The organism is Pseudomonas fluorescens (genome assembly GCF_001307155.1).
Taxonomy (GTDB): Bacteria; Pseudomonadota; Gammaproteobacteria; order Pseudomonadales; family Pseudomonadaceae; genus Aquipseudomonas; species Aquipseudomonas helvetica.
Genome location: NZ_CP012830.1, coordinates 5,953,431 through 5,968,968 on the forward strand (window position 1 = coordinate 5,953,431; position 15,538 = coordinate 5,968,968).

The 15,538-nt window shown below is 57.2% G+C and carries 15 protein-coding genes; 4 read left to right on the plus strand and 11 right to left on the minus strand.

What is annotated here, in order from left to right; translation table 11 throughout:
- The first annotated feature begins 221 nt into the window (after positions 1-221).
- The 4 genes from AO353_RS27220 (at position 222) to AO353_RS30250 (ending at position 4,848) form a co-directional block, all read left to right on the plus strand.
- Positions 222-1,184, plus strand: a complete 963-nt coding sequence (locus AO353_RS27220; protein WP_054597764.1) for a DUF2806 domain-containing protein — start codon at positions 222-224, stop codon at positions 1,182-1,184.
- 633 nt (positions 1,185-1,817) lie between these two features.
- Complete coding sequence (locus tag AO353_RS27230) at positions 1,818-3,023, plus strand: S-type pyocin domain-containing protein (RefSeq protein WP_054597766.1); 1,206 nt, start codon at positions 1,818-1,820, stop codon at positions 3,021-3,023.
- 10 nt (positions 3,024-3,033) lie between these two features.
- Positions 3,034-3,390, plus strand: coding sequence for a DUF6572 domain-containing protein (locus AO353_RS27235; protein ID WP_054597767.1), 357 nt, complete (start codon positions 3,034-3,036; stop codon positions 3,388-3,390).
- Between the two features lie 963 nt (positions 3,391-4,353).
- A complete protein-coding gene (locus AO353_RS30250) occupies positions 4,354-4,848 on the plus strand; it encodes a hypothetical protein (RefSeq protein WP_081013835.1) in 495 nt (164 codons plus the stop codon).
- Between the two features lie 465 nt (positions 4,849-5,313).
- Here AO353_RS30250 and AO353_RS27240 read toward each other — a convergent pair whose 3' ends face one another.
- The 11 genes from AO353_RS27240 to AO353_RS27290 form a co-directional block, all read right to left on the minus strand.
- Positions 5,314-6,108 (minus strand): DNA adenine methylase, encoded by a 795-nt coding sequence (locus tag AO353_RS27240; RefSeq protein WP_054597768.1) that lies wholly within the window; start codon positions 6,106-6,108, stop codon positions 5,314-5,316.
- 150 nt (positions 6,109-6,258) lie between these two features.
- On the minus strand, positions 6,259-6,804 hold the full coding sequence (locus tag AO353_RS27245) for a lysis system i-spanin subunit Rz (RefSeq protein WP_054597769.1): 546 nt from the start codon (positions 6,802-6,804) through the stop codon (positions 6,259-6,261).
- Complete coding sequence (locus AO353_RS27250; RefSeq protein ID WP_054597770.1) at positions 6,786-7,445, minus strand: glycoside hydrolase family 19 protein; 660 nt, start codon at positions 7,443-7,445, stop codon at positions 6,786-6,788. The genes AO353_RS27245 and AO353_RS27250 overlap by 19 nt, the downstream gene beginning before the upstream one ends.
- A gap of 48 nt (positions 7,446-7,493) precedes the next feature.
- Positions 7,494-8,540, minus strand: a complete 1,047-nt coding sequence (locus AO353_RS27255; RefSeq protein ID WP_054597771.1) for a phage late control D family protein — start codon at positions 8,538-8,540, stop codon at positions 7,494-7,496.
- 97 nt (positions 8,541-8,637) lie between these two features.
- Positions 8,638-8,844 carry a tail protein X gene (locus AO353_RS27260; protein WP_054597772.1) on the minus strand — a complete coding sequence of 69 codons (207 nt, stop codon included), beginning with the start codon at positions 8,842-8,844 and terminating at the stop codon, positions 8,638-8,640.
- Positions 8,819-9,664, minus strand: coding sequence for a phage tail protein (locus tag AO353_RS27265; RefSeq protein ID WP_054597773.1), 846 nt, complete (start codon positions 9,662-9,664; stop codon positions 8,819-8,821). The genes AO353_RS27260 and AO353_RS27265 overlap by 26 nt, the downstream gene beginning before the upstream one ends.
- A 9-nt stretch (positions 9,665-9,673) precedes the next feature.
- Positions 9,674-12,523, minus strand: coding sequence for a phage tail tape measure protein (locus tag AO353_RS27270; RefSeq protein ID WP_054597774.1), 2,850 nt, complete (start codon positions 12,521-12,523; stop codon positions 9,674-9,676).
- A gap of 150 nt (positions 12,524-12,673) precedes the next feature.
- A complete protein-coding gene (locus AO353_RS31985) occupies positions 12,674-13,273 on the minus strand; it encodes a phage tail assembly protein (RefSeq protein ID WP_054597775.1) in 600 nt (199 codons plus the stop codon).
- A gap of 14 nt (positions 13,274-13,287) precedes the next feature.
- Complete coding sequence (locus tag AO353_RS27280; RefSeq protein ID WP_054597776.1) at positions 13,288-13,791, minus strand: phage major tail tube protein; 504 nt, start codon at positions 13,789-13,791, stop codon at positions 13,288-13,290.
- Positions 13,792-13,803: 12 nt separating this feature from the next.
- Positions 13,804-14,970, minus strand: a complete 1,167-nt coding sequence (locus AO353_RS27285; protein ID WP_054597777.1) for a phage tail sheath family protein — start codon at positions 14,968-14,970, stop codon at positions 13,804-13,806.
- Positions 14,971-15,074: 104 nt separating this feature from the next.
- Positions 15,075-15,536: a phage tail assembly chaperone gene (locus AO353_RS27290; protein ID WP_081013836.1), complete on the minus strand. Its 462-nt coding sequence runs from the start codon at positions 15,534-15,536 to the stop codon at positions 15,075-15,077.
- Positions 15,537-15,538: the final 2 nt, after the last annotated feature.

Consider the following 15,538-nt stretch of genomic DNA (forward strand, 5'->3'; position numbering starts at 1 on the left):
TGGAATTCGGGGAACCAACCCAGCGCATATCGGCCTCGAAAGTGGTCATCCAGCATGACCTAGAGGCCAGACTGCTATGATTTTGACATCTCAAATGGAGTCGATGACTTGCATAACCCGAATTCCCTTCTAAATTTTCTCGTCGGGGAAAGAAATCTTCCTTGACACCACGCTCATAACTAACATTATGGGGCCAACTATATCGTAAGAGATAATTGATAATGGAACCTGTAACCACTACTAAAGGAATAGGAAGCGCTGTTAAAATCTGCGTAAATTTAGCCAAAGCTGTCGGCCCGTTTTTTATATCACAGTTCGACTATGCTAAGTTTAAATATTTAGACTTTAAAACCAAACAAGCACAAACAGCTGGATATGCCGAGTACTTCTTAGCAGAAGCTCGGTCCCTTGTTGACCTGAAAACTGAACAAATACGTGACTCACTCAACAAAACCGGCTTGGAGAGACTAAAAGCCGAAGAAAATGTTGCGCTAATAACAAAAGAAATAAATAGGCTACTCGTTTATTCGAAAGTACCTGCGCATGTACGCTATCTTGAAGGAGAAAAAGAACAAGACTCCAGTACCTCTACTGAAGAAAACATTAGCATCAATGAAACATGGCTTGACCGATTCAACGATCTCGCTAGCAAGCTTAACGAAGATTGGCGCCAAGATCTGTTAGCCAAATCTTTTGCTGTGGAGGCGGACAAACCTGGAACAATCGATTTAGATACGCTATTCACGATTGCCAGACTAGACCAAAGATCATTCTATTTTTTTGACGCAGTTCTTTCAAACTCATTAAAACTTTATGAAGTTTACTTCCTGCCAATAGAGGAAAACACCTTCGCATTAAAAATCGACGTGCACGGCGCAGAGCACGACATAGGCAACATCCTTTACCAATTGCAGCACACGGGATTGTTGATACATGACGATGCTTTAGGAGTCAATTTAAAAGCAGGCTCCCTAGCACAATTTAGATACCACGACGATGTACTTGCAGCAATTCCCCCAACAAACTGTAGCTTTCCCGGAGTAATTACGACAAGGGCTGGCTCCGCGCTCGCCGCCCTATGCAGTACCGCTCCTACTGAAATTGGGATAACAATATTTAATTCGTTTGAAGCCAAGCTAAAGGAGCGGAATTCTCTTCACAAGCGATACTCTCTTAAAGAGTGAATATTAATACTTTAAAGCGCCAAACTTGCGCACATGGTGGGTTAGGCGCGTTTTTTTGTTTCGAAGGGTGAAATAGTTTCGTCACAACAAACTTCGAATCTAATTCGTGGCGCAATGTGGTGTGCTCCAGTTTCCCAAGCTGATAACGAGGGTTCGATTCCCTTCACCCGCTCCACTATTTTCAAGACCTCCAGCCTTACCCGCTTCAACTAGGTGTCTGTTCAGGTGTCTGTTTCTGTTTTTCTAAGACTCCGAACGAATCGAAACAGACACCAGAGCTTCGACGAGACTCTCCCTTCTCCGCAATAAACCTGAACATCGGCCAGCTGCATCAGAACAGCCCTCCCAAAGCTGATGGCGCCCAGTTCATGATCACCCACCCCTGCCCGCCCTGCGATGACGATTGCAATCAGCCAAAAGCCAACTTTCGTAACGACGGCAGCGGGTGAGCAAAATGCCATCGCTCAAACCCTCATGCTAATGCGGTTACCATCCGTTCTCTGCGACAACATGGATCAGGGAACATTCAGCACTGCAATTAGGAATTGCCCTACAGCCAGTGCTTAAGCTTCCCCGTAACGTCGATGCTGCCCAGCTACAGGCTGGAATTCCCCAAGGACGAAAGGAAGCTGCATGTCCGGTTATGTGCCCAAACCAGCTTTGCCCAACTCGACTAGTAACAACAGCGGCATAGAGCCTGTTGATATCAATGCCCAGCGTTGGGCGGAATACAAAGATCTTGCACCGAAGCCAGAAGACAAGCCCGACACCATGGGCTGTGTGTTCGCCAAGAGCTGTAACCTCCCTGACGGCGTAATCAATCACAAGAACCCAGCCGGGTTTGTGCCAGTTGAGAAACTGGCCGACTACGGGTTGTGGGCTGTGCTTGGCACCGGGGCAGCGATTACCGCCGAAGGCACTCCACTGCAACTGGTGGGCGGGTCTGCTACTGGCAGTGCAATTGCTGAACGTCTCGGCGGATCGCTGTCACTGCGTCTACTGAAAGGATCAAGCGTTGTTGCTTCTGGCTTTGCGATGGGCACAGTTGGGATGCTGATACCGAACACCAGCATTTCACCCGACAGCGCCTTCTACACCAATGATCAATACGCAACTCTTGACGCTGGCCGCACACGTGTCCGCGTCAACGTGAAGACGCTGCCGGATGGTTCCGTTAACGCTTACGGCTTCTACACGGGCGGTAAAGCGGAATGGGAAAATGTCCCCGTCATCAAGGGCGATAAAGTCGGTGAGACATATGTTGCTGACATCGGCAACGGGATTGGCCTCACCTGGACGCCAGCGGCAGATATTGACGGTGTGCTGGGTATTCCTGCCCTGGAAGGCGCCCCACCGTTGCCACCTGTTTGGGTGTATCCGCCGACTGCACAATCTGACATGGTGTTGGCGAATCCTGCGCATCCGCCCGAGTTCCAAGATGCAATTATCTGGTTCCCGGACTCGGGCATTGAGCCGATTTACATCGTGCTCAGTATTCAATTGGAGCAGAACAAGAAGAAAGGCAAAGCGTTTGAAGACAAATCCTTCGACGAATACAGTAAAACCAAGCCAGAAGCAGCCCGCGAGGTCACGGTTAAAACCGACAGCGGGGTTAAGACCCGAATTGATATGATGGGGCGAGACGCTGACGGTGAGCTTTCATGTGTTGAATGCAAGTCATCCGATACAGCACCACTGACCAAGAATCAGAAAGCGGCCTTCCCTGAGATTGAGAAAACTGGTGCTACCGTAGTAGGCAAAGGTAAGCCGGGCTTCCCCGGAGGCACCAAGATCCCCCCTACCAGAGTCGAAATCCTTCGACCTGATCCTACCCTCTGAGGGAGCAGACATGTCCATCGTAGAAACGAAAGTCGTCGATATTATTGCCGTACCAGAGTGGGAGCCCAAAAACGTAATCCTGGTTATTACCGACCACCTCAAATGGGGCCACAAAGCCCAACAGGGCGAGCACCTGCTGTTGCTGCAAGAGAAAATCAATACCTACATTGCCTTCATCGAAAGCGGCGAGATTCTGGAAAGCTATCCGCCATCCGAAGGCAAGCTGCCCATCATCCGCATTAACGGCCTGTACGAACTACCAGAGCAAGCCGAGTTCTTCATTGACCGAGTCGCAAAGACATTGAAGGAAGTGGGAATCGGGTTTGAGTTCGTGCTTAAAGCAAACGAAGACATTCGCAACATGTGACCGGCAACATTGCCGGTACCGGCCCCGTTTTTCTGGAATTGCAGAGGATGGGGCCGGTCTATGTCGTCGCGCAGGGGCCGCAATCATCTCTCCATCCTCTATTACACGATCAGTTCCAGAAAGGACGCCACCAGAGGCCGCCGAAATCGGGAAACACCTCCCCCTGTTAAGCCTCTAGCGGTATGCAGAGCTCTCTTTTTTGCCCTGATTTTCCAAGCTTTGCACTGCCCCCCCCCGGCGCTCCTCCATCCTGCCTAAATGATGGAACTGGAGTTATCGAGGGTAAAAAAAACCGCCTTAGGGAGGCGGTTTTCGTCGCAAACGGGTTGAAAACCACGCTTGCATCACTCACAGGGAGCGCTCGACGACCCGATACTATTACCGCGCGGCTCAGGTGGCAAACAAAAATAATCGTTAATAACGGTACATCACCCCAAGCTCCGCTTTGTAGCGAAAGCTCAGCACAGAAGACCATTTAACCAGGTCACATTTTCATGACAACCACAAGAGTTTTTCGTCACCTTTAAAAATAAACTTCAAAAAAACGAAAAAGTGCTTTTTCCTGTCACAGCTTTTGAAGTATTACCTTAATGGCACGCAGAGAATTGGCCTGAGTCAGGTCCTTGGTGCAGCGTTTGAATCCCCTCTGACACGGAGTAGGATCCCGTGCCGGACCAGCTCAGAGGGCCATTAACTTGCCGCCTCACAGGGAGCGCTCGACTGTTCCCGAAAATGCACATGTTCCGGTACGTGCATTGGAGGTAAGGCTCAACTAGGAGTAGTCCGATGCATCGATTTTTTCGACGCACATGGTCTCTTATAGTGAACCTAAGCCGTGTTTATCACGCTTATGAGTTTCTGCGAGACCGTTTCGACAACCTTCCATAGTTGGCGCTCAGGTGAATCCGCCTCGGCTTAGGCCAGAGGCGGACTTCTCCATAAAAAATACTGGCTCAGAAAAATATGAAAGTAGCATTAGAGTACTTGAAGGACCGCTACAGTGAAGAACAATCCCGCTTCGATCATTTCGAAAATAAGTGCTCCAAATTCCTGACGGCCGTATCTATTGTTATTGCTACACTTACCGCTGTCGCAGGAATGAAAAACGGTGCACTTTTTATTATAAGCACGCCTTTAAGCCACCTCATAATCACTGCATACATATCCAGTGCCTTTTGCATTACCTGCTCTTGGGGGCATGCATTGTTAGCCTTACGGATCGGAGATTGCCCAACAATACCGCAAGGACGGCAAACTACCGAATACCTCATCGAGGTTGATTCCGAAGCACAAACCAAACATATCTATAACTGTTACATTGACACCTTAGAAAAGCTAACAAAAGCAATCAATAAAAAGTCTCGCGACCTTGAACTAGCCTATAATGAACTTGTATATAGCGCATGGTGTATAGGTTTGGTAGCAATAATGGCAACCTATCAGGAGCTCTCAAAATGACTGACGAAAAAAAACCTCAGAACAACAATAATACGCCCCCCCCTCCTCCACCCCCAACCACTGAATATTTCCGAAAATCTGAAGAAACTGCCCTTAATAAAAAGAAAGACAGGTAAGGCGTTAGCGGTGGGATGGGTTCCTGAACCGCCAAAAACAAAGGCTCGCAGCAATGCAGGCCTTTGTTTCTTTGACTCCTGTTTACTCCCATAGGCGCAACCACCTCTAGATGTCACGTCTGGCAGCTAATCAAGCAAGCTACTTTTTCTTCGGCTTATTTGGTGGAGGTATTGTCTCCACGGTTGTTGTTTTCGGCCGGCGTTTTGCTTCTTCGACCGGTATGAACTGCCCATTCCCTGAATCTCTCCCACGTTTGTTCGCTGGCATTTGACGCTCCTATTAACAGTGGCTGTGGTTTTCTTCAACCACAGTCACTGAGCGTAGACCACGTACACCATCACTGAAGACTTAGAACAATCCACCTAGGTCTGCTGGCTTCCAGTTCATGATCACCAGTTCACCACTAATCTCAGCCCTCCCTTGCCGCTGATTCGTAGTGGTGTATCGGATATCCAAGGTCTCGAAGTGGAAGCCTTCGAACACGCGCCGGATATCCGGGTGGTCGTTGATGCTGACCATCACCTTACCTTTGCAACGCCGCATGAAGTCGGCCATCCGCTCGTAATTCTCAAACGGAAAGTCCACACCATAGCCGGCGGTTTGCCAGTAAGGCGGGTCCATGTAGTGGAAGGTGTGGGCACGGTCGTAGCGTTCCGCACATTCAAGCCAGGGCAGGTTTTCAACGTAGGTGCCAGACAGGCGCTGCCAGGCGGCCGAGAGGTTTTCCTCGATCCGCAGCAGGTTGATGGCCGGGGCCGTGGTTCGTGTGCCGAAGGACTGCTCTGTGACCTTGCCAGCAAAAGCATGGTGCTGCAGGTAGAAAAATCGTGCGGCGCGCTGGATGTCGGTGAGGGTTTCGGGGCGGGTCATCTTCTGCCACTCGAACACCTGCCGCGAGCTCAGCGCCCATTTGAATTGGCGCACGAACTCTTCCAGGTGGTTCTGCACGACGCGGTACAGCGTCACCAGGTCGCCGTTGATGTCGTTGAGGACTTCCACGGGCGCGGCCTGGGGTCGCATGAAGTACAGCGCAGCACCGCCGGCAAAGACTTCGACGTAGCATTCGTGAGGCGGAAAAAGTGGGATGAGGCGGTCGGCCAGGCGGCGTTTGCCGCCCATCCAAGGGATGATGGGTGTAGACATAAAAAGCAAGACCTTTACTGTATGGATGAACAGGTGCTAGGCTCGCCGCGCTTTGTGCACGAAGCGAGAGCCTTGGCTGGACTTGCAGGGACAATCTGCAGGGACGGCGGCCGGGTTGGATGTTGACGCATCCACCCCGGCCGCTCTTTTTTACTTCGGTGTTGAGACTTCTTTGGCGTATGCCTGACACGCCGCCAGCGCGATCAATCCTTGGTCGCCGTCACCGGTGATAGCGACAATTCGCTGAGCATGCGCTGGGTCAAGTTCGGCTCGCGCGCCTCCATGAACCACGCTGCCGGCGCTGGCAGCGGCTGGCAACCCGTTACCGCTCGAGCATCCGGGACCGGTGGCGAGTAGGACTGACAACCGGACATCAGCAGTGGCAAGGCGATCAGACAGGCGTTGCTGGCCTTTTTTTGCATCGGACAGTTCCTTGTAATGGGTGTCATCATTGGTTTTTAGCTTCGCCTCAAGGGCCAGGCGCTTGCCCTGCTCAACCTCCAAGGCCGCCAGCGCGGCATTAGCGCGAGCCTCGGCACTCTCGGCAGAGAGCATCGCCTGATTCGCCTGTAGCTTCCCGTAACGCCATTTCTGAACCTGCCAAGCACCAGCAGCAGAGACACCGGCAACCAACAGCAGCACCAGGGCTACCGCCCACGGGCGCACCGGCGCGGGGATCAGATCGAGGACGGACATAGCACCCCCTTGGCCGCCGCCCAAAACTCACGGCGCTCGACCTGGCCGTTGGTGCCGCCATTGATCACCCGCGTAATGCGGTCGAACAGGCCGGCGTCGGCCAACTCGTTAAGCCCTCGATCCCACCAGTACCAAGCTGCCGACAGTGCGGCGAACTCCGGCTGTTCCAGCAGCTCGGGCTGTTCCAGCAGCGGCAACCCCAGGGCCTTGCCGCACAGCCGGTAGGTGTCCCGGCCGGTGATGCCGATTCCGCCCCGGGCGCGGTAGCGATAGCCATCGCCCGAGGCCTCAGGACCGTTACCGTTACGACCGCCATACACGCGGTTGCCCAGCTTTTCTGAGTTGCGCAAGTAGCCCTTGGCGTCCTCGATCTCGGCCGGATCTACAAGGCCGTTGTGATTCAGGTCAAAGCCATACTTGAACATCCGAGCGACCCGCTCGGCGTCTTTGTAGTAGAGGCTTTCCGACAACGCCCTGAGCTGACCCGACTCATGCCCCACCTGGGCGAGAAAGGCCGCCTGGCGCACCGGCGACGAGATGTCGAAACGCGCCATGGCTCGATTGAGCGCCAGCACAAAAACGCCCGCGACTGGGCGGGCGTTGGGGAGGATTTGCAGCAACTGCTGCTGAGTGATGGGCATACAAACTCCAGACATAAAAAAACCGCACTCAGGCGGCGATGGGATGCGTTACAGCTTCTCGACGCTCACAACCTTGAGCGGCTTCGTTTCTTTCTTTTTCTTGCCTTTGGATTTGCCTTGCTTGCCGGCATTGCACTCGACGGTGGTCGACCAGCCGGCTTGGGTGAACACCTGCTCGACCGAATCCGCCAAGTACTCGCCATCGAGGCCGACCTTGAACCCCTGGGCATTAATGGGCCGCTCGGCAAAGATGTCCGTCCGGCCGGGCATCTCAAGACGAACGTCAGCGGTCGAGCGATTGAACGCCGCCAAACGCGCCTTGGCGGCCGACTCGGCGGCGGTCTTGTTCGGGTAGATATGCCGGTCGGTATGCACCGCCGGCAAGCCAGCCGGGGCGTCGTCGTTGTTCACTGTGACGACCGCCAGCTTGCCGTCCTTCTTGTTCTGGTGCTTGGTCGCCACGGCCTTGTGCGAGTTGCGGTCGCCCAAACTGAACTGCCAGCGACTGAGGTCGCTACGCGTCAGGGTGATCGCGCCGAACGCTTTGCCGCTGGCGGTCTGGCCGCCTTGACGCGGCATCACCAACAGCTTGCCGTCAGCGACCTTGGCCGTGCAGTCGTACTGCTTGGCCAGGCGCGTGATGAAATTAAAATCGGACTCGCTGAGCTGATCCACCCGGGCGACCTTTGTCGTCACTGGGCACACCGGCTGCCAGCCATTACGCGCGGCGACGTCGGCCACGATCTTCGACAGCGGCACGTCCTCCCAGCTTCCGCTGCGGATGGTCTTGCCACTGCCGCGCATGTCGCTGGCCTTGCCCTTGATCACGATGGTGTCCGGCGGACCCGACACCTCGACCGTGTCCACGGTGTAACGCCCCAGACGCGCCAGAGACGTTTCGGCATAGCCCAGGTAAACCTCGATAGAGCTGCCACGCCGAGGCAACTGCACCTGGCCGTCACGGTCATCAATGCGCAACTCAAACTCGTCGGAGTCCATGCCCGGTTTGTCAGAGGTGCGCAGCAACAACAGCCGATCATTGATCAGCGCCGTGACATCGGCGCCATCGGCAACGATTCGAAAAGTGGGAGTCATGGATTTTGTCCAAAAAAAAGCCCGCACAAGGCGGGTCAGAAAACAAAGTGTCGTTACGCGTAACGCAACGGGCCGCCGGCGGCGGTGCCGTCCGTGGTCAATCCCACAAGCTAATCCCCTCCTTGGTCGGGCTGGGCAGATCCGGCAACACGATCACCACCCCAGTGCGGTAGGGTTGGGGCTCGTCCGCCAGCCCCTGATTGGCATCCAGCACCGCCTCGGTGGTGCCGTTCAGATGGCCATAAACGTTGTGGCAGATGACATCGAGCATGTCCCCGTCAGACGTTCTGCATGTCGTCGCCATAGCGCGCAAACTCCAGTGTGAACCCTTGTTTACGGGGAATCCCGCCGTGCAACAGCGCGCCCTGCTCCTCGTTGATATTCTTCAGGCACCAAGTCCCCATCACCTCGCCATAGCCCGTGGTCAGGGTCAGCGGCTGAAGCCTGGCGCCAATGCTGCGCAGCGTGTCGAGCTGCTTTAGACCACCCTTGAAGTCCGGGTAAATCGTGCCTTTGAGCGTTAGCTTCTCCTCCCCCATCCCTATGGCTTGCTGCGCCGGGCGGCGCGTCAGCCGCTCCTGCGAGGCCCAGCGGAACTCGGTCGAGCGGCTCAGCTCGTCGAAAGCCGCCGTGTCCAGATTGAAAAAGTAGGGCTGCAACTTGGGGTCACGAGGCTGGATGATCATCAGATGCGGAAACGGCTTCACCGCCTCCGGCGCTGGCGTAGCATCCACGGCAAAGGAGCTGGTGGGCACGATGTTGGCCAGCGACGGGCTGACCTTGCCGGCGATGTTGTTGATCGCCGTCGCCGCCTTGCCCGCCTGCTCCTTCAGCGTGCCCAACCGTTCCTGTACTTCAGTGGCCGCCCGGGTCGCACGGCCGTACACCGCCACCACTTGGCCGACCTTGGCCTGGGCGGCGTCTACGCCGCGCATCACCCGCTGAAGCTTGGCGCCGATAGCCGGCCCCACAAACGGGATGTTTTCCAGCTCGGACGCAGCACCAGTGATTTCGCTGATCGCACCGTTGACCGGCCCCAGCATGCCGTCCGCACTGCGCCGGCCAGCTTCCCCTGCTTCCACCAGGTACTTGAGGCCCGATTGCAACTGCTCCATATAAGCCATGCGGCCTCCTTAAACGTGGGGTTCGTCGTACAGCTTGGCGGCGTTCTGTTTCGCGGCATCCGCCATCATCCGTTGCATGTGCGGCATCAGGTCCTGGGCCAAGCGTTGCGGGTCTTTGACATCCCCTTGCACCGTGACCGGCATACTCAGCGAGTATTGAAACTGCTGATCCACTTTGGCCGGCACAGGTTTCTCTGGCTCTTTGGGCTGGATCACCACGGCCGCCGGCTTGGCCGGCGCCTGAACCGCCAATGAGCGAGCGACATCGCCCAACACTGGCCCTTGCGGGGCCGTTGCTTGAGCCATCAGCAACGCGCCGGAACCGTTCGCCCCATTCAGCGGCTGGGTCAAGGCGGCCAAGCTGGGGACCGCCGGACCAGGGCGCGGCGCCATCAATAACGGCGTGATCGGTGCTGCCGGCTTTTCTTCGGGCTTGTCATCTTTACCACCAAACAGCGACTTACCCAGGGAGCCGCCTAACGCCTCGCCGCCCTGACTGCCGAGATAGGCGCCAACCAATCCGCCGATGGCGGTGCCGATAATCGGCACTACCGAGCCAATGGCCGCCCCTGCCGCCGCGCCGGCCATGGTGCCGGCCAGGTTACCGGCGGCCGCGCCATAACCCTCGGCCTTTTCGTCCTGGGTCTTGGCCGTCTGGTAAGTTTCGAATGCCATGGCGCCGGCATCCATCAGCGAACCACCGGGGATCATCTTGGCGGCTTTGCCGATTTTGCCAACCGCTTGCACCACCCCGCCGAGCCTGGCCATCGCACCGCTTGGAACCGGCACCGGTGGAATCGGCGGTCGTGGTACGGGCACCGGCGGCCGCGGTACAGGCGGGCGTGACCGACGACGCGAAGGATTACGTCTTGCACCGCGACCACGGCGGCACGTTTCACCAGGGCCTTCAGCGGCGCTCCCCATGGCCCCCGCATTGACGACGAACACCTTCTTGACGCCGTCGTCACCCGATCCTGCCTCACCGTCCTCCCCCCCCCCTGAAGTCGCCTCCTTCGCCAGCGAAACCACCTTGAGGCCGGTCGAAACCAGATCGAATTTTCCGGCCTTCTTGTCGTCCTCGCCCTCCGCTTCGGCGTCGCCATCGGCAGGCTTCCCCTTGAGGGCCGCTACCGCCTTGAGCCCGGTCTCCACCAGCGACAACGCTTTGCCGGCCTTGCCCTTGGGCTCTGCATCCTTGCCATCGCCGTCTTTGGCGTTGGTCACAAAGACCTTTTGCACTTCGCCGGCTTTGCCACCACCCAACGAACCGCGCGCCAGGTTGAACAGCCCTTTACCCATCTTGAACGAACTGAACAGGCCCTTCAGCGTGATCAATCCCCCACCGACCGCCACGATCCCCGTCACCACCCCGGGCGAGCTGTCAGACAGCGCGGTAATGCTCTTGGTGACTTTGGTCAGCGTCTCGGCCACGGTATCCGTGACCGGGCGCAGCGCATCCCCCACGCTGCGCATGGCGTCATCCATCGACTGAGCCATTTCGGCCCACTTCTGCGATGACGACTCGCGCCGCTCGCTGAGGTTTTTATCGAGGATGCCGGTTGCAGCGCGTGAATCGTTTTTAAGCTGGCTGTACAGCGCCTTGTTCTGCATGTAGGCCGACAGCGCGGCCTTGACCTGCATGTCGGCGAACAGGTCGCCGGTCTTCAGGGACTCTTCCAGCGAGGCCATCATGGCCTTGGCCTTTTCCGGATCGGCTTCCTTGCTGATCTTGGACGTCGCCTCGGCCATGGCCGCCGCGCGCTTCGGATCGGTGGCTTGAATGTACTTCTGAGCCAACGCCATGCTGGTTTCCAGCGTGGACATACCGTTCTGCAAGCCGGTCTGCATCGAACCCTTGTAGTCGATGCCGGCCTTTTTGTAGGCCTGGACCGTATCGGTTGCACCGATCTTGCCCATCCAGTTTTTAAGGTTGTTAGCCGCCTCGTCCGAGCTGCCGGCCGTCTTCATTTGCACTTGCAGCATGGCGCCCAACTGCGTCACCGCATCCATGCCGGTGATACCAATGCTGCCCATGTTCGCCAACAGCTCAGGAAACCACTTGGCCATGTCGGCCGCTTCAAAGCTACCCGCCTGCCCTTGATAGGCAATCGCCTCGAGCGCCTGCTGCATCTGCTTGGCGTCGGTGATCTTGGCGTTTTGCCCCAGGGCATTGATCATCTTCGCCGTATCGACACCGCTCGACCCTTGCCCCACGACAAACTTCGCCGCGACGGGCGCGTATTCCAGGGCCTTGCTTAACTCCATACCGGCGCCAACCAGCTGGTTGACCACATCGGCTACGTCGTTGCGCGCCATGCCAGTGTCGCGCGAGGTATCAATGATCTTGCGCGACATCTCCTGTTCTTGTGGCTTGTTGGCAACGCCGGCCTTGATCGCGATGTCACGAACAATGGCCCCGAAGTCCGCGCTGACCTTCGTCGGAACCACCAGAGCCCCAACGCCGACGACAGCAGCGCCGACCGCGCTTTTCATGCCGGCCTTTCCGGCATCAAGCTGTTGATGCCCCTTGGCCTTGAACTCGGCCTTGTTGGCCGCCTGCCCCATGGACCGATAGGCCTTTTCCAGCCGGCCAACTTCGACGCCCTGCCTCTTCAAACTGTCGAGGTTGGAGTTCAACCGCCCCAGCAGCTTGGACGCCCCAGCGGAACCGCTGTCATGGGCCTTCTTCCACTCATCGCGCAAGCGGATGGTGTCGCCGATTGCCCGCTGTAACACGCGCGCTTTTTTGCCTTCATCCTCAAGGCGCTTGATGCGCCCGGTGACGTCCTTGAACGCGGCGCCGACCGTCGAACTGACGGCGCCGCCAATCACCAGCCCGAGAGCGAGTTTGTTCGCCATGTCATGGCCCCCATTTGCACAGCCTTACCGAAGGCGGCTCAATCCGTGAGCCACCAAACCATCTCAGCAAACGGCATCGACAGAATCTCAGCGGCGGAAAATCCGGTTTCCGCTGCTAGACGTTTCGCGGCCATTTTGATGACGCTGGGATCAAACCCCGTTGTCTTGGTCCATACGAAAATAGCCGGCCTGCAAGCGGTTGAAGTCCACCAGTTTTAGGCCCTCCAGATCCGCGACAGGCGCACCGGACAGTTCGGCAAACAACACCAGCTCGCGCTGCTCGTCATCGCCGCCCGCCTCACGATTCGCCGAACGAACGTCGCGAACGGTCGGGGAACGCATGGACAACTTATCGACCGTTACGCCGTTGATTTCGCTCGGGCACGACAGCGTGACCATAACGTTATCGGTGGTGATCGACAGCCACGCCGGCATCGACGGCGAGTAATCGGTATCAGGCGCCAGGCGCGAATAGGCCGCCTGTACACGGCGATAGTCCACCAGCTTCAGGCCTTCCAGATCCTTGATGCCTACCTCGGCCAAGCCCGCGAACAACGTCAGCTCACGCTGCTCTTCATCACCATTCGAGGCCCGGTCGGCCGCCCGCACTTCGCGCACGGCCGGGGCGCGCAAGGTCAACGTATCGACCTTGATCCCATTGGCGGCACTTGGGCGCGAGAGCGTCACGACGGCGCGCTCAGGGGTGATCGAAAGCCATTCCGGCAGTTTCTTATCAGTTGCTTGAGTCATCTGAATCTATTCCCTTAGAGGCCGAGTGCGCTGCGCACTTCGGCGAGCTGGTCTTTTCCGTCGATCACCTGAACGCCGGCGACCATGTCGACTTCGTACATCAGGCGGCCGTCGATTTCGAGTTTGTAGTAGGCGACCGCAATCGCGTGCTTGATCTCGGCCGGATCGCCGGCCTTCCAGTCGCCCAGGTCGACCTCTTTGAGCCGGCCGCGCAAGGTGGCGACAACGGCAGTAATCGCCCCCTTCTGCCCCTTGAAAGCAGCCCGAAAAGTGGCATTGAAGGCCGAGCCATCGGCCAGGCCGGCGTGCTTCAGCGACTCACGGCGCACGCCCTTGGTGACAAAGGACGCCTCCATCTTTTCCAGGCCCTGATCCATCTCGATGGCACCGGCCATGCCGCCGGCACGATACTCGTCAGTCTTGGTGGTCAGCTTGGGCAGCGTCAGGCTTGGCACGTCGCCGGCAAAGCTCACCCCGTCGACAAACAGGTTGGTGTTAAACAAAGTTTGAGGAATCATTGACTAGGCCCCTTAGGCTGCTTCAAGAACTTCGGTCATCCACTGTTCGGTGACTTCGAAAAGGAAAGTTGGGTTTTCGGCTGGCGGCACGTCGGTGAAGCGAATGCGCCAATAGACTTTGCCCTCGGCGATTTGGCTGGGCATGTTCAGCTCGGTGTCCGGGAACACTTCGAAGTTGATAATCGCGCCCTGGGCTTTCAGGTCGCGCATGAACGCATCCAGACCGTTAGTCACATCACTGACGTAAGTCTTGGTGATCGAGCGGTCAACGGCCCACTTGTGACTGGCTTGCACGGCATCCATGAGGATGAACAGCGTGCGAACGCGGGTGACGAACGCCCATTTCGGATCGCTCGACAGCGTGCGGTTACCCCACAGGCGGTAGCCATCGTCGCGAATGAACGTCGCGATATTCGCGTTGTTCAGCAGGTTGGCCCGGCACGTCTCGTCGCCGTCCAGGTACTCGACGGCGCGGGTCGTGCCAGTGATGCCGGTTAACTCTTTGTTCGACGGCGACGCCCAAAAGCCGTATTCCGCATCAGTCCAGGCGAACAAGCCCGCCGCCCAGGCCGAACCCGGCGCATCGACCGTCTTGCTGAGGCCGGTGTCCCAGTACTGGACGCCCGGGTCGACCATGAACAGGTTGCGACTGCCGAAGTTCTCGGCGTAGGCCATGGCGGCCTCATCGGTGGTGCCTGGCCCGTCGATGATGCCGATGGCCCGCAGCTTCTGCGCCAGGCTGTCGAGCGCCGTAGCCACCGCTTGCGTGGCCGTATGGCCCGGCGCGATCAACAACCGCGGCTGGGCGTTGAACAAGCTTTTGCCGTCCAGCAAGGCCTGTAGGCCGGTACGCTGACCTGAGGCCAACACCCCGCCAATGATCGCCGAGGTTTGCAGCGCGGCGTCTTCCAACTTGGGCACGCCGATGGCGACGATCACCGCCTTGGCTTTGGTATAGATTGCCTTACATGCCTTGGTGATCGCCGAATCGGCACCGAAAGCGGCAATGGCTTCGCGCTCGGTGGTGATCAACTTCAGTTCGCCAGCCTTGGCGGTGCCACCCCCGAGAACGCCCGGGGTGAAGGTGTCGCAGAGGCCAATGATCGAAGACGACGGCAACGAAATGGTGCGCGCACCGGTCTTGACATCGGTGGTCGTAACGCCGTGAAAGAAACTCATAAAGCTCAATCTCCAGAAACGAAAAAGCCCCGCATAAGCGAGGCTGTGAGGGGTGTTTGTGTTACGCGTAACGGGAAAGAAAACGCCCCGTCAGTGCGGGGCGTTTATTGGAGCTGACCAGCCAGCCAGAGAAGCGTCGGCGGGCGGTGTTCAATCAACGGAAACTCTCCCGCTTCCGGCCAGTTGCGCAGCGCTCGGCGGTACGCCTGAAGCTCGGTGTACTGCGCGGCCGTCAATGTAGGCTCTACGCCCTCTTCCAACTCATCACGGTGGCGCGTCACCACACCATCGGTTTCAGATAGGCGCTGATCCCGCCAAACCCGCTCGGCAGCAGCCAACTCTTCTTCACTGGGCGGCGGTGGATCTATGGCAATCGGATAGCCATCGGCGTCAGGAACGATCAACCTCCCATTATTTTGGGCGGACACTAACTCGGCGTGCTGCTCGTCCGTAATTTCCTTTGCGCCTTCTGGAATTGTGCAGTCAGGACTTCCGATTTCTCCGTGGCGGACAGAATCAAAAAAACCACCCCGTGTATCGTTGATACGACAGTAGTACTTAGCCATTT